The following is a 23,204-nucleotide window of genomic DNA, read 5'->3' as shown; positions in this document are numbered from 1 at the left end:
ACTGTCAACCTAGCTCCTTCGGGGGTGGGCAAATACAGTTAATTCCCTAAATACGTATTGCAATACGCTTAGATGAAAGTGCATTGTTAAAACAGTTGGAAATATAGATAACCCGTGTCCCCCAATTGGCACATTGCACCTATAAGGGGAAAACAGCCATGACAGCTAAGACAGCCATGACTCTGACCGAAACAGCGGCCACATTGCCTCGTGGTCCTCAGAGGGAAGGTCTTTACCACCCGTCGAACGAACACGATGCGTGTGGCGTGGCCTTTGTCGCCGACATTTACGGTCGCCAGACCCATGACATTGTGGAAAAGGGCATTCAGGCACTGGTCAACCTCGACCACCGCGGGGCCGCCGGTGCCGAGAAGACCACTGGCGACGGTGCCGGCATTCTCATTCAGGTTCCGGATGCCTATTACCGCGCTGAGCTGAGTAAAGAAGGCGTCATTTTGCCACCGGCTGGCACCTACGCCACCGGTATTGCGTTCCTGCCGCAGTCGCGCATGGCCACCCTCGATGCCATCCGGGCTATTGAGGACATCTGCGCCGAAGAGGGCATCGAGATCTTGGCATGGCGCGATGTGCCGATTAACGCTGGCGGGCTTGGCCAGATGGCCCGCCAGGCTATGCCGGTGCTGCGTCAGCTCTTCGTTACCGCGAAGAACTACGAGGGGCGCCAGCTCAGCGATATTGATCTCGACCGCAAGATGTTCTTCCTGCGTAAGCGCTGCGAGCGCGAGCTGGGTGAACAGGGTGCCGGCGAGGGCTCTGGTGGTGACACCGTGTACTTCCCGTCGCTGTCCAGTCGCACGATCGTCTACAAGGGCATGCTGACTACACCGCAGCTGAAGGATTTCTACCTTGACCTGCAACAGAAGGAAGTCACTTCCGCGCTTGCCATCGTGCACTCGCGCTTTTCCACAAACACTTTCCCGTCCTGGCCACTGGCGCACCCGTACCGCTACGTCGCTCACAATGGTGAAATCAACACCGTGCGCGGCAACGAGAACTGGATGCGCGCCCGCGAGTCGCTGATTCGCTCTGGCAAGCTGGGCAATATCGACCGCGCGCTGCCGGTGTGCGACCCCAACGGTTCTGACACTGCGCGTTTCGACGAGGCCCTGGAGCTACTGCATCTCGGTGGTCGTAGTCTCCCGCATGCGGTCATGATGATGGTTCCGCAGGCCTGGGAGCACGATGACAACCTCAGCCCGCAGGTTCGCGCGTTCTACGAGTACCATGCCTGCCTGATGGAGCCGTGGGACGGCCCCGCCGCCATCTGCTTTACCGACGGCCAGGTCATCGGTGCCACCCTGGATCGCAATGGCCTGCGCCCGGGGCGCATCTGGGTGACCGACGAGGGCCTGGTGGTGATGGCCTCCGAAGCTGGTGTCTTGGATATCCCGCCGGAGCAGATTGTGCAGCGCACGCGCGTACAGCCGGGGCGTATGTTCCTGGTGGACATGAAGGCCGGTCGCATTATTGAGGACAAGGAGATTAAGTCCACGCTGGCCGCCACTGGGCCCTACGAGGAATGGATCAAAGAGGGCCTGGTCGACATCGCCGATTTGCCACGAGAGCGCTACCAGTACATGCCGCATGCCCGCGCGGTGTTACGACAGCGCGTCTTCGGCATCACCGAAGAAGACGTTGACCTAATCATCCGCCCGATGGCACTCACCGGCGCGGAGGGCCTGGGTTCGATGGGCTCGGACACGCCGATTGCGGCGCTGTCCAACCGACCTCGCATGCTGTTCGACTTCTTCTCGCAGCGGTTCGCGCAGGTGACCAACCCGCCGCTGGACTCGCTGCGCGAAAAGTCCATAACCAGCATGAATACGTTGCTGGGGGCAGAGACCAACATCTTGGAGCCCACTGCCGATGCCGCCCGTCGTATCCGGCTAGAGCATCCAATCCTGGATAACCACGACTTTGTCACCCTGTGTCAGGCGGGCAAGAACGAGGAGTACTCCGAGTTCCGCGCCGAGGTCATCTCCGGCCTGTATCCAGTCGCCCGCGGTGGCCGTGGCCTGCGCAACGCTATTCGTCGTGTCCGCCGTGAGGTCTCTGAAGCCATTGACCGTGGTGCCCGACTGATTGTGCTGTCTGACCGTGAGTCCAACGAGCGCTTTGCGCCGATCCCGTCGCTGCTGCTGACCTCCGCGGTCCACCACCACCTGGTGGAGGAACGCACTCGCACGCGTGCCAGCCTCATCATTGAGGCTGGCGACGCACGCGAGGTGCACCACATGGCCATGCTGCTGGGCTTTGGCGCCGATGCCATTAACCCATACATGGCTTTCGAAACCATCGATGAGCTGCGTATGAAGGACCAGCTCGGTGATCTGACGCTGGATCAGGCCTGCTCGAACTACTGTAAGGCCGCCTCCAAGGGCGTGCTGAAGGTCATGTCCAAAATGGGTATCGCCTCACTGCAGTCCTACCGTGGTGCTCAGTTGGCTGACACCGTCGGTCTGTCGCAGGAGTTCCTGGACGAGTACTTCACCGGCGCTGTTTCTCCGCTGGAGGGCATTGGCCTCGACGAGGTCGCAGAAGACGTTGCAGCTCGTCACCGCAGCGCATTCCTGCCGCGTCCGGAAGAGCAAGCACACCGCGAGCTGGATCTCGGCGGCGAGTACAAGTGGCGCCGCGAAGGCGAGTACCACCTATTCAACCCGGAGACCATCTACACGCTGCAGCATGCGACCCGCACTGGTCAGTACGCGGTCTTCCGAGATTACACCAACAAGGTCGATGAGCAGACCAAGCAGCTGGCAACTCTGCGCGGCATGCTCGAGTTCGTCTCGGATCGCGAGCCGATCGACATTGGAGAGGTTGAACCGGTCTCCAGCATCGTCAAGCGTTTCTCCACCGGCGCGATGAGCTACGGTTCCATCTCCGCGGAGGCGCACGAGACGCTGGCTATTGCCATGAATCGCCTGGGTGGCATGTCCAACTCCGGCGAGGGCGGCGAGGACCCGGACCGCTTCGAGATGGAGGCCAACGGCGACTGGAAGCGCTCTGCCATCAAGCAGGTCGCATCGGGTCGCTTCGGCGTGACCAGCCACTACCTGTCCAACTGCACCGACATCCAGATTAAGATGGCCCAAGGCGCAAAGCCCGGCGAAGGTGGCCAGCTGCCACCGAACAAGGTCTACCCGTGGATTGCGGAAGTCCGCATCACCACCCCGGGCGTGGGCCTGATTTCGCCGCCGCCGCACCACGACATCTACTCGATCGAGGATTTGGCGCAGCTCATCTACGATCTCAAGAACGCCAATCCGCGCGCCCGCATTCACGTGAAGCTCGTCTCCGAGCAGGGCGTGGGTACCGTCGCCGCTGGTGTTTCGAAGGCGCATGCCGACGTCGTGTTGATCTCCGGCCACGATGGCGGCACTGGTGCCTCGCCGCTGACCAGCCTCAAGCACGCCGGTGGTCCGTGGGAGCTGGGGCTCGCTGAAACCCAGCAGACCCTGATGCTCAACGGGCTGCGCGACCGCATCCGCGTGCAGTGCGACGGTCAACTCAAGACCGGTCGCGATGTCGTGGTCGCGATGCTGTTGGGCGCTGAGGAGTTCGGTTTCGCCACCGCTCCGCTGGTGGTGGAGGGCTGCGTCATGATGCGCGTCTGCCACCTGGACACCTGCCCAGTCGGTATTGCCACCCAGAATCCGACGTTGCGGAGCAAGTTCACCGGCCGTGCCGAGCACGTGGTCAACTTCTTCACCTTTATCGCCCAGCAGGTCCGTGAATACCTCGCTGAACTGGGTTTCCGTACCATCGATGAGGCGGTCGGACATGCCGAGTGCCTGCGTCCGCGCAAGGATCTGGGCAACCTTCCGCGCGTCGCAAAGCTTGACCTGGAGCGAATCCTGCACGTTGCCGAAAGCCCCTTCTTTGCGGACCAGGATTCCTACTGCACGAAGACGCAGGATCATGGCCTCGAGGGTGCGCTGGACGAGCGTCTCATCGACGAAGCGCAGCCGGCCCTGCGCACGGCGCGCGCGAATGGGCTGGCACCGACACCAGTGGCGCTGCACCACGCCATCAGCAATGTGAATCGTTCCGTGGGCACGCGCCTGGGGTACGAAGTCACGAAAGTCGGAGGTAAGCAGGGGCTTGCCGACGACTCCATCGTCGTCAACCTGCTCGGTTCCGCCGGTAACTCGTTGGGCGCGTTCCTGCCGGCCGGTGTGACTATCAAGCTGGAGGGCGATGCTAACGACTTCGTCGGCAAGGGACTGTGCGGCGGGAAGATTGTGGTCCGACCTTCACGTTCGGCTCCGCCGACCGCGGATCTGGCTACCGACACCATTGCCGGCAACGTCATTGGTTTCGGTGCCACCAGTGGTGAGATCTTCGTCCGCGGCACTGTCGGTGAGCGCTTCTGCGTGCGTAACTCCGGTGCTACGGCCGTGGTCGAGGGCATCGGTAACCACGGTTGTGAGTACATGACCGGTGGCCGCGTTGTAGTGGCGGGTCCGGTAGGTCACAACTTCGGCGCCGGTATGAGTGGCGGTATCGCCTATCTGCTGGATAACGAGGCGACGCGGGCGAACATCAACACCGAGCTGATCGACATCGTGCCGCTGGGTGATGAGGACATCAGCTGGCTGGAGGCCACGCTGTCGAAGCACCGCAAGCTCACGGGTTCCAAGACTCGGTTCCCGGCTGCACAGTTCATCAAGATCATGCCGCGTGATTACGCCCGAATTCTCGACGTAGTCGCGAAGGCAAAGGACAACGACGCTGACATCAACGAGGCAATCATGGAGGCAGTAAGCAATGGCTGATCCGAAGGGTTTCATGAAATTCCAGCGCGAAGAGCCTGCTCATCGCCCGGTTCCGCTGCGTCTGATGGACTGGAAAGAGGTCTATGAGGAGGCTAGCAACGGGCAGGTGCAACAGCAGGCGACCCGCTGTATGGACTGTGGCGTGCCGTTTTGTCACTCGACCTGCCCGCTGGGCAACATCATTCCGGAGTGGAATGACCTGGTTCGTCAGAACCGCTGGCACGAGGCTTTCGAGCGCTTGCACGCCACCAATAACTTTCCCGAGTGGACCGGTCGCCTGTGTCCGGCTCCGTGCGAGGGCGGTTGTGTGCTCGGCATCAACGACGATGCCGTGACCATTAAGAACATCGAGTTGGCTATCGTTGAACGCGGCTTCGATGAGGGCTGGGTGCAGCCGATTGTGCCGACTTTCGACACTGGCCAGCACATTGCTGTCATCGGCTCCGGTCCGGCGGGTCTTGCTGCAGCACAGCAGCTCACTCGCGCCGGGCATGATGTCACGGTTTTCGAGCGCGACGACAAGATTGGTGGTCTGATGCGCTACGGCGTTCCGGACTACAAGATGGAGCAGCGCTTCCTCGACCGCCGTCTTGAGCAGATGGAAATCGAGGGCACCGAGTTCCGCACCAACATCTCACCGACAGCAGCTGACCTGGCCGATTTCGATGCAGTGGTCCTAGCTACCGGCGCGTCGCTGGCTCGCGACCTGCCCGTCGATGGCCGTGATCTGGAGGGTATTCACCAGGCTATGGAGTACCTGCCGGGAGCCAACCGCGTTGCCGCAGGCGAGCTCGACATCCCGCCGATTGATGCCAAAGGTAAGAAGGTTGTCGTCATCGGTGGTGGCGACACCGGCATTGACTGCTTCGGTACCGCGCTGCGCCAGGGAGCGGCGTCCGTCACGCAGTTCGATATTCGCCCCCGTGCACCGAAGTCCCGTGCGGCGTCGACTCCGTGGCCGATGTACCCGCTGGTCTGGCGCGTGGCGACTGCTCACGAAGAAGGTGAGTACACCATCACCGGTTCCGAACCGCCAGAGGTTACCGAGGCGCTCGGCCTTAACGCTCGCGTCACCGGCGAGACCCTGGGCAAGCGCGTCTTCAACGTCAACACCGTCTCCTTCCACGGCGAGGACGGTCACGTGACCGGCCTGTCCGCCAACGAGGTCGAGGTCATCGATGGCAAGCGTGTGCCTATGGAGGATACGGATTTCGAACTCGATGCCGACCTAGTTCTCATCGCGCTGGGCTTCTCCGGTCCGGAGCGCGGTGGTCTGTCGCATGAGCTGGGGATTCAGTTCAACGATCGCGGTGTGATGATGCGTGACGACGACTACCTCGCCGTGCGCAGCGACATCGAGCAGAACTTCGACGGTCCCGTGTTCGTGGCCGGTGACAATGGCCGTGGTGCCAGTTTGATTGTGTGGGCTATCGCCGAAGGCCGCGCCTGCGCCGAGGCCGTGGACCAGTACCTGATGGGCGAGTCCAACTTGCCTCGCGCGGTGGAGCCAGAAGACGCTCCAATTAAGTTGTAAACCCTGGTTTAGTTCACCACTATGTTGCCGCGTGCCCCCATTTCGGCATGCACCATCTGGTGGTCAACAAAGCGGTACGTGCCTGGCTCCGGGAATTCGGCCTCAACATAACCGCCCTGCGCGGCACCGAGGTCAAGGGCTTGGGCACCGCCCACGCCGTCGTCAAGCAAAAGCGCGCCCTCCTTGTACACGCGATGGAACTGCGTGCCGACGATATGGAAGCTCGTGCCCTTGTTGGGGCCGGCGGCAAGTACCCAGAAACGTACCGTCTCACCTGCGCGAACGCGAATTGGGTGGGTGAGATACTGGTCGGGGTAGCCGTTGAACTTGTAGATATCGGGGTCCTCGGCCATGGTCTTGTCGGCGTCGGGGCCGTCCTCGCCCCAGTAGCTTTCCGACTGCACCAGAAGAACCTCGTGGTCAACATCAGTGAGATTCGGTGGGTCGATGATGACGGCACCGTGCATACCGGCAGCGATGTGCATGGATATGGGCATGGTTGCGCAGTGGTACATCCAGATGCCCGCGCGGTCAGCACGGAAGCGGTACTCAAGCTTCTCACCAGGGGCGATGTCGCGCATTGGCTCGTCCGGCGAAACAATGCCGGCGTGAAAGTCGATGGAGTGACTCATGGTGCCGTCATTAATGAGCGTGACGACGAACTCGTCGCCCACCTTGCCGCGCAGAGTTGGCCCCAGCGGTTTGCCGTTGTAGACCCAGTGCTGCTGCTCGACGCCAGGGGCAGCGTAGCCGGTGAACTCGCTGGCTCGCAGCGTGACGTGGTGAACCGTGGCGTCCTCGGCGGGTTCTAATAGCGGGTTGATGGTGGGGGAATCCGGGCCGGGTAGCTCGCCGACATTCCCGAGTGCGCCTGGCGTTGCGAGGTCGGAGTGGCTGCTGTTCCCAGTGTGGTGTGAATGATTCGAACCACCTGCATTAACTGTGAGCGTCATGCCCATCTGGCGGTGGCCAGCAATGGTGCACCAACCGTCAATGTCGCCAGGGACGACCGGCACTTCGATGGTGGCGGAGTCGCCGGGGGAGACTCGGCCGGTGTCCTCGCCGGTGGCCAAGCGCAGATCGTGGACTTGGGAATCCGCGTTGACCATGGTGATGACCAGGCGGTCGCCGGGGTTCGCCTCAATGACGTTCGGGGTATAGGTCATATCGTTGGCAGTAACCGTGACCTCGACGGTTTCTCCGGTGGGCGCAACATCGCTGGTGGTTTCAATGCTGCTCGTACCGCCACCGCCACCGCTCAGCGCAACGCCGACGGTTACTACCAGGCCTAATACAGCCAGAGCAGCGGTAGTTTGAGCACCGAGACGACGCGCGGTTGCTTGCAGCTCGACCGGCTTCGGCGATGCTTCCTTGTTAGCTCGTGCCTTCTGACTCTCTTTTAACGCACCAATCTGAGCCTTCGCGGCACGGCCGACAAGTGGCAGATAAGACACCAAGGCAAGGGAGACCATTGCGGAGACCGCCACTTTGGTCCAGGAAGGCAGCGGCATTAGCCACAGTGCCAGACCAATATTGATGGTTGACCAGCGGAATGCGCCCGCGCGGTCAAGTTCCTTCATACCGGCAGAGACTGGGCCAGCACCTCCGCCGATGGTGGCGGGCAAGAGTTGGCTCATCATGCCGATAAGCAACTGGGCGCCGAAACCGATTACCAGCGGCAGCGTGAGGGATGAGATTACGAAGCCGTCGTCAAGCGCCTTGACTGTGGCGACTGCGAGTGTGCCGATTAGCCATACGATGGCGGCCGCGACAGACAGCGCCGGGTAGCTGAGGCGGTCGCGGGGGTCTTTAGCGACGGTCATGACGTTGTGCGCCCACGGGATGGCGGCTATGACCCAGCCGATAGTGATGATGCCAAGGCCGACCGAGGCGATCCAGTTGATGCTGGTCAGTGCACCGATCGCGGTAATCGCGATACCTATGAGCTGTATTGCTAGTGCCAGCTTCGGGCGGGAATGCGGCGACATCTGGGTTCGCCACAGCGCTGGGAACATGGTGATGAGCGTGCCGCAGGCCGCGAGCCCGAGGAAGCCAATGAGGTTGACGGCTTCGTGTGCCAATAGGAGGTCGTCGTGAAGCGCTTTGCCCTTAGGAGATGCGAGGATGGCGCCGAGTGCAGCGCCGATGGGCAGTAGGCATGCCGGCGCGACGTAGTGTGCAACGGAGATGGCGAATGGCCGATCGCGCTTCGCTACCAGGTCGCGTCCGAGGGAAATCGCATGCCATGCGACGGCGACGCCGACGACCGTCGCGCCGGTGGTGGTCACTGGCCACCAGTCACCGAGCTTGCCGACGACCGTTGCGACAATACCTACGTTGAGCAGGTAAATATTTGCCAACTGAATCTTCCGATTGCCAACGGGCACGTCGATTTTCAGTAGCTTTTCGGTGAAGTGGCGGCCCCAGATGAGGATGGAGTTGGTGACGGCGCCGAGGGTAAAGAGATGCACCAACAGCCAACGGCCATCGGTGACGAAAGGGTGAATGAGTGCTGCCACGATGATGGAGGCGAACCACCAGCGCACTGGCATGCCGGCCTTGCGGTGCCAGGACATGCGGCGCTTCTTGCCAGGCTTAGTAGGCGGTTTGGTTGTGGGGGATTGGGGTTCTGGTGTGGCGTGCGACGACATATATCAATAATACGCATACTGGGTGCGCATTTAATATGGGCGCATGTAAGAGTGCTTTTATTTGGTCGGGTCTTCGCCGTTTTTGTGGGCCTGCCAGAACTGTGTGGTCTTCTGTGTCTGACCCATCCGGTTTTGAATCAGTATCAGGGTAGTAAGGAAGGGCTTCCGGGTGATGAAAGCGCGTGCCCGACGCGTTGATGATGTGCTCACGGGGAAGTGTAACCCTTTTGTCAAAAACGATTGTTTGAGTATTCACGCAAATACTTCCTCGAATAAACATCTCAATAAAGAGGTGATTGTGCATTAATTGCAATCGTCAGGAAGTGGTTACGTTAGAAGCTAGTTTGTACAGCTAGTTAGATGAATGTAAACAGATTGAAGCTTCAGTAAACAGTTGGTGAAACGTTGTTTTACCAGGGAGAATGATGAGTGGTAAAGGTGGCTTTTTGGCTACCCGAACGATGGGGTAGCCCTTTGTAGTAGGGGGCTGTAAATGTAGTTCATATCGCATAGTATGCCAAGCCTGTGGAACGCATTGTGCGTAGGAAAACTTAACCAGCAGTAAAAGGCATAAGAATGTTTATCCGAGACTGGAAGCAGCTCGCCTGGTGCGTATTTGACGTACTCGCCTGGCTGATTGCGCTGTCCGCCGCTAACGGAATCGTCCGCGGTGAATTGGTATCTTTCTCTGAAATATCAGGCACTAATTTTTTGGTTGTCGCTGTCGCCGTGGCCGTCATCGTCCTGCTCGGCCTGCTGCTCGGGGAGTACACCAACCCACAACGCGTATGGCCCGGCAGTCGAACTGAAGATATTGTTCTGCTGAGCATCAGCATGGGCGGCGCTACCGCAGCCACTGGGTTAGCTCAAATCCTGAAGACCTTCCCGGAAATTGCGTGGTACGTTCCGTTCGCAGGCGGCTGTGTCGCAACTTTGGCAAGTATCTATACCCGAACTCTCGCTCGCTGGATTACCAACAACTTTGGCTCCCGTCAGACGGATGATCGCTTGATTGTTCTCGGTGCAGGCCGTCGAGCCAAATTCTTTATTAACAGCCTTACGGATTCCGGTATCTCCCGTGAGAACCGCTTCCACTTGGTTGGAATCGTCGATCCCAAAGAAAGCGGCGAGAACCATATTTCTCGTATCCATGGTCTCCGCGTGGTTCGTGGAATTGATCAGCTGGGTGAGCTCGCATCGCGTACTTCGGCGCAGTCGGTCATCATTGCGACTGATGAGCCACTGTCCACTGAGTGCATCAACGTCCTCAACCACATTTGTGAGGAATCGTCGCTGCGCCTGCTCATTCTGCCGCCGGTGGAAGAGTACTCGCGCCACCGTGGTGCTGTCGCTACCTCGCAGGTGCGCGAAATTAACATCGCCGACCTCATTGGCCGTCAGCCTCTGCACCTGGATGAATCCAAGGTCGCTTCCATAATCCGCGGTAAGAAGGTGCTGGTCACCGGCGCTGGAGGTTCTATCGGTTCGGAAATCTGCCGACAGGTTCACCGCTTTGAGCCGGCAGAACTGATCATGCTGGATCGCGATGAGGGCGGCTTGCATGCCACGCAGCTGTCGCTGACGGGTTCGGCGCTTCTCGACGGCTCCGATACCGTCCTGGCTGATATCCGTGACGCGGAAATGCTGACGCAGATCTTCACCGAGCGCAAGCCCGATGTTGTCTACCATGCTGCAGCTCTCAAGCACCTGCCGCTGCTGGAGAGCTATCCCGCAGAAGCAGTGCAAACCAATGTCATCGGAACTCAGAACGTCCTGGATGCAGCGGCTGCGGCCAACGTTTCAACCGTTATTAATATTTCCACGGACAAGGCTGCGAACCCGGCCTCGATTCTGGGTGAATCCAAGCGCGCTGCGGAACGTCTGACTGCGCACATGGGGAAAACTCACGAAGGTGTCTGGGCATCTGTCCGCTTCGGTAACGTGTTTGGCTCGCGCGGTTCAGTCATTACGACTTTCCAGCGTCAGATTGAAGAGGGCGGCCCGGTGACGGTGACGCATCCTGACGTTCAGCGCTACTTCATGACCATTCCGGAGGCATCGCAGCTGGTGCTGCAGGCTACCGTTATTGCAGAGTCCGGTGAGACTCTGGTGCTGGAGATGGGTAAGCCGGTCAAGATTGCTGAGCTGGCGGAGAACCTGATCAGGCTCCATGACGCAGACGTAGAGATTGTCTACACGGGTCTTCGTGAAGGTGAGAAAATCTCCGAGGATTTGGTTGATGACCGCGAGGTTCCCAAGATCGGTGATCGTCATCCGCTAATCACTGAGGTACGTGTTGAGCCGGAACGGCTGAATTCGCGGATTCTTCCGTGCACACATGATCACGATGCGGCACGTCGTTGGCTTGCAGAGCACGGTGGGGCGCAAAGCAGTATTGAGGCGCATCCCACCGGTGCACAATCACTTGCAACCGCTAGCTCGAAAGCAAAATAGTTAGGATGACTCCCCACCGTGACAACCACCAGCTCCTCTAACTCCGGGCAGCTGGCGCAAAGAGTTCGAACAGTTGCGACGATTTCGGCAGCTTCAGCGCTCGCCGCAGTCGTCGCCTTTGTGGTCAGTATTCTTTCCGCGCGAGTGCTGGGGCCCGCCGGTCGAGGCGAGGTCGCTACCGTTTTGCAGTTCGCCTATATTGTGGCGCCATTCGTCGGATTTGGGGCCGATCGGCTTTTGCTGCGCCGCGATGATTACGACCACGGTCTCATTCCGAGTGGTTTCGCCATGACTGTGGTCGCTCTGATTGCCTGTGCCATCGCAGGAGTCGTCTACGGACCGTGGACGGCAATGGCCGGCGTCGTCGCCTTGGTTACCGTGTCATTTTCCATGGTCCGTGCCATGGCTATCAGCCGCCATCGAGTGTCCTTCTTCGTCGCAGTATTCGTCGGTTTTCAGGGCTCAGTACTGCTAATAAGCGCTGCGCTCTATTTCGCCGGAGTCGAGGACTGGCGCTGGTGGGCTGCGGCCTATATCTTCCCGGCACTGCCACTGGCAATCTGGTCGCTAGCGAAGTCACGCAAACACACCGATTCCCGTGTTGGCGGAGTGGTAGAGACGGCACGAACAAATGCCCCATTCATCGCATCGGGTCTGGGGCCGTTGACGACCACACGCTTGGGTCGCGTTTTGCTGCCGGCGCTGGCCTCACCGGCGTCGTTAGGTCTTTTTGTAGTCGTGGCGACGGCGACGGAACCGCTGTACTGGATCGCGCAGTCAGTCGCCGATCAGCGCACCAGCGACCAGAGGGGTCGCGAACTCACCCCATCTCGTGTGCTCCGACACCTTGGCATAGTCACTGCAGCGTACGGAGCACTTGGTGCGCTCGGTGGGGTGGCACTCTACTTCCTCATCGTGCCGGTATTCGGCCATGAGTTTGAGCCTTCCCGGGAGTTGGTGCTGCCACTGACTATCGCGGCCGTGGTGCTCGGCTGCTACCGACACCTGTGCGGTGAAATTCTCGGCAGCGACAATCCCCGTCGAATTGGCCGAGTGGAGCTCATTTCCGCCGTTATCGCTGTCATTTGTTACCCGATGGGCATTCTTCTCGGAGACGCCCTCGGTCTCGCGTGGACCAGCGCAATTGTCTACTTTGCAGCAGCCGCTGTTGCAGCAGTGGCGCTGATGCAGCCAAGCGGAGGCCAGAAGAATCCATCAACTACCACCGAAGAACTCCCCGTCGACGTAATCGAGGAAGCCTAAACAATGCGAATCACTTATATCCACCAGCACTTTGTTCTCCCCGGTGAGCCGGGTGGTTCCCGACCCTACGAGTTTGCCCGACGAATGGCCGCCGCAGGCCACGAGGTGACAATGATCTGTGGTCGCGATGAGGCCATGGATAAAACGGTTGATGGTATCCACGTGCGTCGTCTAGCGATTCCGTACCGCAATGAAATGTCGAAGCGCGAGCGTATCGTCAGTTTCTTGAACTTCCTGGTGCGCGCCTCCGCGGTCGCTGCCCGTGTGCCTGCCGACGTGATCTACGCGTCCTCGACCCCGCTGACTGTGGCGGTTCCGGGAATCGTGGCGAAGTTTACCCAGCGTGCGCCGTTGGTGGCGGAGATCCGTGACCTGTGGCCAGAGGTGCCGATCAAGTTGGGCTACCTCAATAATCCGGTGGCAATTTTCTTGGCCAAGCAGCTGGAGAAGGCATTTTATGCGGCATCGAGCGAGGTCGTGGCGCTGTCGCCGTCGATGGCCGATGGCGTCAAAGAGGTCGCTCCGAAGAAGCGCGTGACCGTCATTCCGAATGCGTCGGACTTTGAGCGCTTTGATGTCCCGGCCGAGCAGCGTACAGCTTTCCGAAAGGAGCAGGGCTGGGGCGATGACGTGGTAGCTGTCTATGCCGGTGGTTTTGGCATGTCCTACCAGCTGGAGTGGCTTGTGGATTTGGCGGCGCAGCTGCGTCGTGATGGCGTGGAGAATGTGCGTTTTGTCCTGCTGGGACAGGGAAGCGACTCGGATGCGTTGTACCAGCGCGCCAAGGACGCTGGCCTCGATGCCGATGCGATGTTCCTCGGCCGTCAGCCGAAGGAAGATGTCGCCAAGTACGTGTCTGCCGCCGATATCGCGCTATCGCCGCTGCGTGATGACCCCTGCCTGGAGGGCAACTCCCTGAACAAGGTCTTCGATGCCATGGCCGCATCGCGTCCGGTGGTGTTCAACCATGGTGGCTGGCTGGAGGAAGCCGCAACCGAGCACGATGCCGGTTGGCGTCTCTCGCGCGATATTCCGACCGCGGCCAAGCGATTCGCTGAGATCATCTCCGACCGCGATGAGATGCGCGCAGCGGGACAGCGAAATCGCGAACTGGGTGAGAAGCGTTTTGCCCGTGACAGCCTGTACTCCCAGCTCATCGAGGTACTCAACCGCGTCCGAAAGGTGCAGAAGTAATGACTAACGCTGACGCTAACAAGCCCAATGAGCGGATCTTTCTTTCGCTCGCGACAGTCACCGAAGCAGAAGAACAGGCTGTCGTTCGCGCACTCCACTCTGGTTGGGTGGCTCCGTTGGGACCCGAGGTAGACGCGTTTGAAGCGGAGATTGCCAAGCGCTGCGGTGTTGAGCACGCGCTCGCGCTGTCTTCCGGCACCGCTGGCCTGCACTTGGCGCTGCTCGCGCTGGGGATCGGTGAAGGTGACTACATTCCGGTTTCCACCATGACCTTCGCGGCCACGACCAACGCCATCGCTTACGTTGGCGCTACGCCGGTGTTTGTCGATGCGGCAGAGGACGGAAACATCGACCCTGAGCTGCTGCTCCGCACCGTCGATGAGCTGCTCACCGAGGGCAAGAGCGTTCCCGCCGTGATGATTGTGGACCTCTTTGGCCGCTGCGCCGATTACCCGGCCTTCGCGCCACGCCTGGAAGAACTCGGCATCGCGCTCATCGAGGACGCCGCCGAGGCGCTCGGTGCCAGCGTCCATGGTCAGCCGGCCGGCAGTTTCGGCCGTGCCGCCGCGCTGTCTTTCAACGGCAACAAAATCATGACCACCTCCGGCGGTGGCATGCTGCTGTCCAACGATGCTGACCTCATCGCCCGCGCGCGCTACCTCTCCACGCAGGCGCGTCAGCCCGTCGCCTGGTACGAACACACCGAAATCGGCTACAACTACCGCCTGTCCAGTCTGCTCGCCGCACTGGGGCGGGCGCAGCACTCGCGTCTGGACGACATGATCGCTCGCCGTCGCCAGATTCGCGACGCGTACCTAGATTTGCTCGCCTCGCTTGACGACGATGCCCCTGGTAAAGGTACCCGCTTGCTCTCTGACTCCGACGAGCGGTTCACCGAGAACTGCTGGCTAACCTCGATTGTGCTGCCACAGGATGCCGTCGATAAGGGCGTGCTGAGCCCGGACAGCGTGATTGCGGCGCTGGGTGAGTCCAACATCGAGGCTCGTCACCTGTGGAAGCCGATGCACCTGCAGCCGGTGTATGAGGGCGCGCGGGCCACCATCAACGGTACCGCTGAGAATCTTTTCTCCCGCGGCATTACTCTTCCTAGTGGTCCGGCGCTAGACGATGACGACGTCGCGCGGGTGATAGGTGTTTTGAAGGAAGTGCTGGGATGACTTCTACTGAGGTAGCTGGAGAAGCTGTAAAACAGCGAAAACCGATACTGCAGTCGCTATTTATTGTGGTGGCCGCAGGAATGTTTGCCGGTGTTCTCTACGTTGGCGACACGACGATGAAGGATGTCTCCGCAGCGCTTCCTGATCTATCTTTGGCATTGCCGATTTTAGTGATCGTTGCAATCCTTACCGCCGTCGGCACTCCAGAAGCGCAGCGCCAGAGTTTACTGAATGCGATGAAACGCGCTGGCGATATAAAGCAGTGGCCGATGGCCGTATGGGCATTAGTGGCGTTCTACGCCTGGCTGTTTTGGATGATGCTGTCCGGACTATGGGCTCCTGAAGCCGCCGAAGTAGCTCCTGTCGTTATTGCGTTGATAACGCTTGGGCTCATCGCCACGATGTCAGCAATACTGTTTTATTTGCACCCGCAGGCACTGGTGTGGCTGTGGTTAGCAATCGCCATTTGCTCACTTATTTTTCTCTACGGTGGCATTACTGGTCCGAAATATGTCGGACGTATGACTGCGTTCGGCGGTGGCCCGAATGTGTTTGCCCGTTTCATGCTGTATGGCATCGCGGCAGCTGTGTTTTTTATGCTGTGGCGTAAGTTCATGTGGGCAGCTCTCTTGTTCGCTGCACCATTTGCTTACGGTCTCGTTGCGTCGGGAAGCCGCGGTGTACTGGTTGCTACCACCGTGGTAGTCCTCTTTACCGCAATAGCTGTGTTTTTTCACTGGGGTTGGAAGTGGGCGACTGTTTTTTACGTCGCTGTCGCCGCAGCGGTCGCGTATGGATACTCGCGGTTCATCGCAGGTACCGAGATCGAAGAGTACTTTAAGACGCGCTTTATCCAGTTGACCTTCGAAAAAGAACATGATTCGGGGCGTGGTTATCTTCACGATGAAGCGTTCCGAATCATGAGTGAACACCGCATCTTTGGTGGTGGTCTGCACAGCTTCGTTGTGCTGTCGACACCGAGGTCTTCACGTCCACTGGAGCATCCGCACAATATCTTCTACACAGTCGGATCTGAAGCGGGTGTCATAGGTATCGGCCTGCTTGTAATCGTGCTGGTTGTGCTGGCAATCGCGTGTCGCCACCTATTCAAGTTTCTTCAAGCTGGTCTGACCGCAGCTGTGGCATTCGCAGTTCTTGTGTCACAGGTTTTTTCTGGTTACTACTACGATTCCCGTTCGTTATGGCTATATGGCTTTGCAGCAGCATTTGCAATGCTGAGCCTACGGCGCCGCGCGCAGGACACAGCATCGGCAGAACCAGAGCTGGAGCCGCAACCAGAACCCGCAGCCGAGCCCGAACCAGTCATGGTCACCGATACCGCAGAGCCGGTTGTGCCGGAGCTGGAGCCGGCGGTGGCCGTCGTCAAGCAAAGTGCGCCTGACAACCAGAATGACGACAAGAAACTGCGCGTTGCGGCAGCGTCGTTTGCCGCGGCTGGTGCCGTGGGTGCGGTCGGTTGGCTGGTTGGGAACCGTTCCAAAGCGGAAGTCGATGCGCGTGCCGAAAAGCTCTTGCGCGAAATGTTCAACGAGAAGTAGGAGATGACCAATGGCTTCACTGAGCATCCGCGCGCAACGGGTAATTAAGCGTGGCATCGACGTCGCGGCGTCTGCAGCAGGTCTGATTGTGCTGTCCCCAGTTATGGGTGCTACGGCGCTGGCAGTACGGCTTTCCATGGGGAAGCCAGTCCTATTCCGCCAGGAACGCCCGGGCCAGGATGGTGAGCCGTTTAATATCCTCAAGTTCCGGACGATGCACCACGTCAATCCGGCAAAGGGGCTTGTCGACGATGCGTCCCGCCTCACGGAGGTAGGAAAATTCCTTCGTTCCACAAGCTTGGATGAGCTTCCGGAGCTCATCAATGTTCTGCGTGGCGATATGAGCCTCGTTGGTCCGCGCCCGCTGCGCATGAAGTACTTGGAGCGCTATTCGCCGCGCCAAGCACGCCGCCATGAGGTGCCACCGGGAATTACGGGGCTTGCCCAGGTCTCGGGCCGCAATGGCATCACCTGGGAAGAACGTTTCGAGTACGACGTGCAGTACGTGGATAATTGGTCGCTACTGCTCGATGCAAAGATCCTGCTCGACACGATCTTGGTGGTGCTGAGGCGCGAAGGCATCTCAGAAGAGGGCCAAGTGACCATGACCGAATTCACCGGTTCGTCGAACAAGGGGTCGTCGGATAAGGACGTCTCGGCTAACGCAGATTCTTAATCACACTTGCGGGAACACCGGCGACAACGGAGTAGTCATCGACGTCTCTGGTAACTGCGGCTCCGGATCCGATGTACGCTCCCTCGCCGATGGTGAGGCCGGGGTTGATTACGGAGTTGGCACCTAGGGTGCAGGCTTCGCCAAGCGTGACAAAGCCCGACACGGCATTGAGCGGGAAGATTGTGCAGTAGTCCCGCAGCACCGCATCGTGGCCGATTGTGACATTCATATTGATTTGGGCGTGCTTGCCTACCTCAATATTGCAGGTCAGGCGCGCTCCGGGGCAGATGACCGTTCCCTCGCCGAGCGTGACCAACGCACCAATGCTGGTGTCTGGGTGGACCAGAGTCGCAGGCATGAGCCCCGCGGCATCTGCGCGTTGCGCAATCGAACGTCGAGCAGCGCCGCTGCCGATTGCGACTGTGTAGTAGACCCCCTCGGGCAAGTCCGCGAGGACCTCAGTTTTGCCCAAGAGTTGCACGCCCATTTTGTGGAAAAAGGTCATATCTGGGGTGCCATCATCGATAATGCCTAGGATTTCCCACTGCGCTGGTAGGCCGTTGGCTGCTGCGTAGTCGTTGATGTCCTTGATGAAGCTGACCACGTTTCGGCCAAAACCACCAGCGCCGACGATGACAATTTTTTCGGTCGTCGTGTTGTTAATCCACTGCTTTGGCATGAGTGTCATTATCCCACTGATAGCCGTTTTTAGCCGGAGTGCTTGGCCTCGAATCCACCTACCACCAGTAGGTGGGATACCGAAGGCCGCGCAGTCGATTTGCGAGGATGCCAAGCACCACGATCATGATTGACGAAGCGAAAATGAAGCCTATGAAGCGGAAGTCGTTGGCAAGCCCATGGCCGTGTGGCATCAGTACGGTGACCATAGCGGTAGCGGTGGCAGGGGAATGAGCCGCGCGAGCAAGAAGCATGAGCGCGAAGGCAACGCCGGCGGCAACCGCTGCAGCAATGATGGTCGAACCCAGCATGCGCAGAATTGCGATGCCAGTCGTGCAGCCGATGAGGTGTCCGACCAAGACATTTCGTGGCTGAGCCAGGGGCAGGTTCGGTGCGCCGACGATAAGCGCCATGGCAGCGCCAATAGGAGGCAAAAATAGCAGGTCAGAGACAGAAGTTGAGATGAGTGCCAGGGTCATCAGCGGCAGGCTCACGGCGACCGAGGCGGCGACAATATGGCGCAGCGGCGGGCGAGGTGGTGCTTCGCTGACGATAAGGGGCCGTCTCGTTGGCCGTGAATAGGGCATGGAAAGCATGTTAAGATGCGCTGCTTCGCTCCGCAGAGGTTCAGAGTTTTTATTGAAATAGAGGTTTCATGAGACGCTCTGAACCTCTCCGAACCAGCCAAACTCCGACCATTTTCGCCGGGTATGACACACTTAAGGGCATGGAGCCTATCGATGTCGCAATCCGGGATGAGTCCATCCGTCTCGGACAATTCCTGAAGTTGGCCAACCTGGTGGAAACGGGCGGTCTGGCCAAGGAACTCATTGCTGAGGGCCAGGTCAGCGTGAACGGTGAGGTCGACACTCGTCGTGGCAAGGTACTGCGTCCAGGTGACGTCGTCTCTGTTGCCGGTATGTCGGCACGCGTGGCCACCGCCGATGAAGTCGATGATGACTACTTTGATGAGGCCACCGCCGATGATGACTTTGATCCTGAAAAGTGGAGGAACCTGTAACTCATGCCCGCATTTCCCGCCGAATTTGGCATGCCCCTGCGCGTAGATCTGCTCTCCGCCGCACCGCGTAAGACCGAGCGCTTCTACCGCGGCGTTCTCGGATGGGCTTATCGCAATACCGCGCCAATCCATGAGGATGCCCGCGAGGCTTCCGCTGGTCGCCGCGTTGCCATGCTGTCCGGAATGCCGGTGTCGGTGCTGCTTGAGGCCGATAAGGACGCTGAGGATGCCTTCGTCAACCAGTGGCGCGTGAACTTCCATGTCGACTCCGCCGCTGGTGCCGTCGAGAAGGCGCGCGAGCTCGGTGCTGAAGTCTTCCAGGAACCGACTCCGCTTGTCGACGGATCCACAATGGCCGTCGTTTCCGACCCCGCCGGTGGCCTGATTGGGCTGCTGGAACAGCCGGGTGAGCAGGCCTTCATTGCAGCGGGCGAGCCCGGCACCCCGGTGTGGTTCGAGCTGGTCGCAGGCCCGGAGGAGACCTTTGAGCAGGTCGCGGACTTCTACCACAATTTCTTTGGCTGGGAAATCGCAGTGCGCAACAAGAACGAGCACGGCACTTTCGCAGTCGCGATGGAAGACGGTGCTCCGTTCGCAGGTTTGGTAGCCAGCTCGGTTGCCGCACAGACCGATGCGGCCGATAAGAGCTTCGTTGGCTGGCTAGCGTACCTCGGCGTGGAGAACATCGACACCGCTGTCGCTAAGGCTGAGGAACTGGGCGGTTCCGTGCTCGTCGCCCCGCAGGCCACCGAGTTCGGTCCGCTGGCAACCGTGCAGGACCCGTGTGGTGCGGCGGTTGTACTCTGCGAGGTGCCGCTGCCACCGGAGGAGGACATCCGCGAGTCCGACCCGCTGGAAGGCATTGACCTCAGCCAGTTCCAGTAGGGGCTCAGAGTTCTTCGTCGTCGTCCTCGGGGGCCCGTTTCCCGGTGTAGTTAACGTGTAAAGGATCGTCTTCGTTAGTGATCTCACGTAAAGGCACAGCTCGCGCAGCACTATATCTGTTTCTACTCATATTTCTTGGCCCTCCCCCTATGAGTAATCCCAGTCATCGGCGCTCTCCTTATCGGCGGAGGGTCAACGGCTGGGATTGATAGCAACCACTTTAATTACGCTTCGTAATCGAGTCAATGCCTACAACCCCAGCTCCGCCCGCACTGCAGTCACAAACTGGCTGGTAGTCGCGGTGCCGCCAAGGTCCAGCGTCGGCGCGGTACGTGTGGCGGCGTAGACGGCCTGGCGCAGCTTGGCAGCGGGTGCAAGCTCTGAAGTCGGTGCCCCAAGGTGCTCGGCGCACATTGCCGCTGAGAGCAAAAACGCAGCCGGGTTAGCAACGCCGCGACCTGCAATATCCGGCGCCGAACCGTGTACCGGCTCGAACACCGCGAAGTTATCGCCCACATTCGCCGACGCCGCCAGCCCCAGCCCGCCAATCAGCCCAGCACCGATGTCGCTGAGGATGTCGCCGATAAGGTTCTCCGCGATGATGACATCAAAGCGCGCCGGGTCGGTTACCAGCTGCATTGCCACGGCATCCGCATTGGCAAAATCGAATGCGACCTGCGGATACTCCTCCGCCACCTCTTCGACTGCCCCGCGAATCACACGCGCAGAGTCCCGCAGGATATTCGGCTTATCCGCCACCGTCACCGTCGGCGTGGCCTCCGAATCGGGGTTTGCCGCCTGCCGCGCGAGAGCCAACTTGGCCGCCGATCGCGCAAGGCGGTGCCACGCAAAGGACGTCGTCACGCGCAAAGAAACCGCAACGTCGCCACGCTTATCGACGGCGCGAGCCACCGTCGAGTCCTCCGCCACCTCTGCCCACAGGTGGTGGTGTGGGGAGTCGGTCGGGGCGTCGTGAGGCGGAAGGAGATAGTCGTGACTGTAGAGGCCCTCGGTGTTTTCTCGGACGATGGTGAAGTCGGCAGCCGCGCCGGGCAGGGAGACCGGGCGGAGGTTGGCGAAAAGATCGAGGCGCTGGCGCAGCTGGAGAATAGGGGAGCGGTAGGTCAGGCCAGTGCCGCGCAGGTGTGGTGCCAGTTCATTCTCGGCCTCACGGGCAGGTTTGGAGGTAATCGCCGCGAGGAGAGCGGCATCGCTGCGCTCTAGTGTCTCCCAGGTCTCCTGCGGGACGGGATTGCCGTGCGCGCACCATTGTGACCAGCCAATTTGCGCCTCCGTCAGTTCCCAGTGGGGGAAAACGTCGGTGATGAGTCCTCGGCAGGCATCGGTGATTTCGGGGCCGATGCCATCGCCGGGTAGGAGTGTGATGCGGCGCGGTGCCGCCTCTTTGGCAGTCGCAGGCTGGTCGGTTTCCATGGCTCTTAGCCTAGGTCTGCGACGCCTGCGCGTGTGTGGTTTGGCTATTTTGCGAAAGTAACCGGGATTTCGGTGATGTCCTCGAAGCCCTCGCTGTGGTCGCCGAAGAGCTTCAGTACGCACTCCTGCTGAGTACAGTCCACGGCCTCACCGGTGGGGACGACGCTGAGCTCGAAGTGCGCAGTGTTGTCGTCGGCGATGGTGGTGGTGCCACCGGACTTCTTGGTAATCCACTGCTGCGACTGGGTGCCGGCACTGCGGTCACCGGTGCAGTCCGGGACGGGGTTGCCTGGAGCCTTCTCTGCGGCGCAGAGTGCGGCGTAGTAGCCGTAGTCGGGGTCGAGGCCAGCGAGGTCGACGGTGATGACATCGCCCTCGGACAGGTCGTTGACCGGCTCGGCCTCCATGGTTACTTCGCCGGCGCTGGCGTCGGTGTCAGCGTCAGTTTCTTGGGCTGCAGTCGAGCTGGTGGTTTCCGAGGCGCTGGCAGAATCCTTTGCGCCATCTGCGCCATCTGCGTCATCTGCGCCACAGGCGGCGAGAAGTGGAAGTGCGGCGACGGCCGGAATGGCTAGGAGAGCTGCGCGACGCTGGAGCGTACGGGTAGTCATAGGAGGTAACGTCCTTCCGAAAAACTGTAGAAATTACTATCTTTATTTAAGGGTAGGCTAACCTAGAACTAAAAGATAGCCTAAGATTCTTTGGGTGAGTAGAGCAAAGTCCTTTCTAAGCTCTTTGTTACTAGTGTTAGTCGTTATTTAGTCATTCTTTTGTCGTCTATCTCCGTGCAGCGTCAGCTCACAGAGGGGGAATATGTTCACCGTGCCTGCCTGTCGCGTTCGCAGCCTTGCCGGGACACTGCTGAGTGTTGTCCTGGTCGCAGGACTAGTCGCCTGTGGTTCCGATGATGCCGCGCCGCAGGGGGCGTCGTCGTCAAGCGCTGGCGTGACGACGGTACCGCGCGCCGACAACATTTCCGCTCACGGCGCCGCGCATGCGAATCTACCTTCGGAAAACCCCGAGGTGCTGCTGAAGGACCCGAAACCGGCGGTGGACAAGGACTACCAGCGTATTCTCACGCTTGACCGGGCGGGAGCACTCAGTCGTTCGGTCTACGCGCTTGGCCTCGGAGACCGTCTGGTGGGGCGCGACGCCACCTCCGATTTCCCAGCGGTAAAGAATCTGCCGAACCTCACCATCGGCGGACATGCAGTCAATGCTGAGTCGGTGATGAAGCTAAAGCCGGAGCTCATCATTACCGATGGCTCGATCGGCCCCAGCCGCGTGTTCGACACGTTTGAAAAAGCGGGGATCACCGTCGTCCATGTGTCGGACGAGCGCACTCCCGAGACCATCAACACGCTTATCGACGAAGTTGCGGGCGCAGTCGGCCTGGCTGACCAAGTTGGCCCAGTGAAGGAGCACCTGGATAAGGAGCTGGCGGCTGCGACCGAGTACGCGCAGGCCAAGGCTGATGGCCGCAAGATGATGATCCTCTACGTACGCGGAACCGGTGTGGCCATGATTGCGGGACCGGATTCTGGTGGGCGTTCCCTGATTACTCGTCTGGGCGGTGTTGATGCCGGCGAGGGCGTTGGTATTCAGGGCGCGTTCACGCCGATTACGCCAGAGTCGCTCATCGCTGCGGCCCCAGACACCATCCTGGTTATGTCTGGTGGCCTCGAGTCCGTTGGCGGGATCGAAGGCTTGAAGGAAATCCCAGGCATCGCGCAGACCCCGGCGGGCCAGAATGAGTCCGTTGTGGACGTGCCCGATTCGCAGCTGCTGTCCTTTGACTCGCAGTCGCCGCGTGCGATTCGCGCCATTGCGGATGCTCTCTACGGTGCTGACAAGACTGCGGGGAAGTGACTGGCTGAG

16 protein-coding genes are annotated in these 23,204 nt (G+C 59.9%); 11 read left to right on the top strand and 5 right to left on the bottom strand.

Annotated elements, in window-relative coordinates:
• Positions 1 to 176 precede the first annotated feature (176 nt).
• Both gltB and HMPREF3042_RS09365 read left to right on the top strand, forming a co-directional pair.
• Positions 177 to 4,799 carry a glutamate synthase large subunit gene (gene gltB, locus HMPREF3042_RS09370; RefSeq protein WP_070857046.1) on the top strand — a complete coding sequence of 1,541 codons (4,623 nt, stop codon included), beginning with the start codon at positions 177 to 179 and terminating at the stop codon, positions 4,797 to 4,799.
• Complete coding sequence (locus HMPREF3042_RS09365; RefSeq protein WP_070856945.1) at positions 4,792 to 6,333, top strand: glutamate synthase subunit beta; 1,542 nt, start codon at positions 4,792 to 4,794, stop codon at positions 6,331 to 6,333. The genes gltB and HMPREF3042_RS09365 overlap by 8 nt, the downstream gene beginning before the upstream one ends.
• 8 nt (positions 6,334 to 6,341) lie before the next feature.
• Here the strand turns inward: HMPREF3042_RS09365 and HMPREF3042_RS09360 are convergent, their stop codons facing one another.
• Positions 6,342 to 8,909: a multicopper oxidase domain-containing protein gene (locus HMPREF3042_RS09360; RefSeq protein WP_070856944.1), complete on the bottom strand. Its 2,568-nt coding sequence runs from the start codon at positions 8,907 to 8,909 to the stop codon at positions 6,342 to 6,344.
• Positions 8,910 to 9,560: 651 nt separating this feature from the next.
• On the opposite strand from HMPREF3042_RS09360, the gene HMPREF3042_RS09355 reads away from it, so the two are divergent.
• From HMPREF3042_RS09355 to HMPREF3042_RS09330, 6 genes are read left to right on the top strand one after another with little or no spacing between them, the layout of a single operon-like run.
• Positions 9,561 to 11,438, top strand: coding sequence for a polysaccharide biosynthesis protein (locus HMPREF3042_RS09355; RefSeq protein WP_049193373.1), 1,878 nt, complete (start codon positions 9,561 to 9,563; stop codon positions 11,436 to 11,438).
• A gap of 18 nt (positions 11,439 to 11,456) precedes the next feature.
• Positions 11,457 to 12,701, top strand: a complete 1,245-nt coding sequence (locus HMPREF3042_RS09350; RefSeq protein WP_048731977.1) for a lipopolysaccharide biosynthesis protein — start codon at positions 11,457 to 11,459, stop codon at positions 12,699 to 12,701.
• Positions 12,702 to 12,704: 3 nt separating this feature from the next.
• Positions 12,705 to 13,895 (top strand): glycosyltransferase family 4 protein, encoded by a 1,191-nt coding sequence (locus HMPREF3042_RS09345; RefSeq protein ID WP_070856942.1) that lies wholly within the window; start codon positions 12,705 to 12,707, stop codon positions 13,893 to 13,895.
• A complete protein-coding gene (locus HMPREF3042_RS09340; protein ID WP_070856940.1) occupies positions 13,895 to 15,073 on the top strand; it encodes a DegT/DnrJ/EryC1/StrS family aminotransferase in 1,179 nt (392 codons plus the stop codon). The genes HMPREF3042_RS09345 and HMPREF3042_RS09340 overlap by 1 nt, the downstream gene beginning before the upstream one ends.
• Complete coding sequence (locus HMPREF3042_RS09335) at positions 15,070 to 16,632, top strand: O-antigen ligase family protein (RefSeq protein WP_070856938.1); 1,563 nt, start codon at positions 15,070 to 15,072, stop codon at positions 16,630 to 16,632. Before HMPREF3042_RS09340 ends, HMPREF3042_RS09335 begins: the two co-directional genes overlap by 4 nt.
• A 10-nt stretch (positions 16,633 to 16,642) precedes the next feature.
• Positions 16,643 to 17,308 carry a sugar transferase gene (locus HMPREF3042_RS09330; RefSeq protein ID WP_070856936.1) on the top strand — a complete coding sequence of 222 codons (666 nt, stop codon included), beginning with the start codon at positions 16,643 to 16,645 and terminating at the stop codon, positions 17,306 to 17,308.
• Here the strand turns inward: HMPREF3042_RS09330 and HMPREF3042_RS09325 are convergent.
• On the bottom strand, positions 17,292 to 17,987 hold the full coding sequence (locus HMPREF3042_RS09325; RefSeq protein ID WP_070856935.1) for an acetyltransferase: 696 nt from the start codon (positions 17,985 to 17,987) through the stop codon (positions 17,292 to 17,294). The two genes, HMPREF3042_RS09330 and HMPREF3042_RS09325, sit on opposite strands and share 17 nt — an antisense overlap.
• Before the next feature lie 58 nt (positions 17,988 to 18,045).
• A complete protein-coding gene (locus HMPREF3042_RS09320; RefSeq protein ID WP_070857045.1) occupies positions 18,046 to 18,573 on the bottom strand; it encodes an HPP family protein in 528 nt (175 codons plus the stop codon).
• Between the two features lie 140 nt (positions 18,574 to 18,713).
• Between HMPREF3042_RS09320 and HMPREF3042_RS09315 the strand changes: the two genes are divergently transcribed.
• Positions 18,714 to 19,007, top strand: coding sequence for an RNA-binding S4 domain-containing protein (locus HMPREF3042_RS09315; protein WP_005510922.1), 294 nt, complete (start codon positions 18,714 to 18,716; stop codon positions 19,005 to 19,007).
• A gap of 3 nt (positions 19,008 to 19,010) precedes the next feature.
• On the top strand, positions 19,011 to 19,892 hold the full coding sequence (locus HMPREF3042_RS09310) for a VOC family protein (protein WP_005510913.1): 882 nt from the start codon (positions 19,011 to 19,013) through the stop codon (positions 19,890 to 19,892).
• Positions 19,893 to 20,141: 249 nt separating this feature from the next.
• Here the strand turns inward: HMPREF3042_RS09310 and HMPREF3042_RS09305 are convergent, their stop codons facing one another.
• Both HMPREF3042_RS09305 and HMPREF3042_RS09300 read right to left on the bottom strand, forming a co-directional pair.
• Complete coding sequence (locus HMPREF3042_RS09305) at positions 20,142 to 21,326, bottom strand: isocitrate/isopropylmalate dehydrogenase family protein (protein WP_070856933.1); 1,185 nt, start codon at positions 21,324 to 21,326, stop codon at positions 20,142 to 20,144.
• Between the two features lie 44 nt (positions 21,327 to 21,370).
• Entirely contained in the window at positions 21,371 to 21,937 is a 567-nt protein-coding gene (locus HMPREF3042_RS09300; protein ID WP_070856931.1) for a neocarzinostatin apoprotein domain-containing protein, read from the bottom strand.
• 202 nt (positions 21,938 to 22,139) lie between these two features.
• Between HMPREF3042_RS09300 and HMPREF3042_RS09295 the strand changes: the two genes are divergently transcribed.
• Positions 22,140 to 23,195 (top strand): heme/hemin ABC transporter substrate-binding protein, encoded by a 1,056-nt coding sequence (locus HMPREF3042_RS09295; protein ID WP_070856929.1) that lies wholly within the window; start codon positions 22,140 to 22,142, stop codon positions 23,193 to 23,195.
• Positions 23,196 to 23,204: the final 9 nt, after the last annotated feature.

It is taken from the genome of Corynebacterium sp. HMSC074C05 (assembly GCF_001838325.1).
GTDB lineage: Bacteria > Actinomycetota > Actinomycetes > Mycobacteriales > Mycobacteriaceae > Corynebacterium > Corynebacterium amycolatum.
Note: the sequence above shows the minus strand (reverse complement) of the source record. Positions and strands in the feature narration are given on the sequence as shown.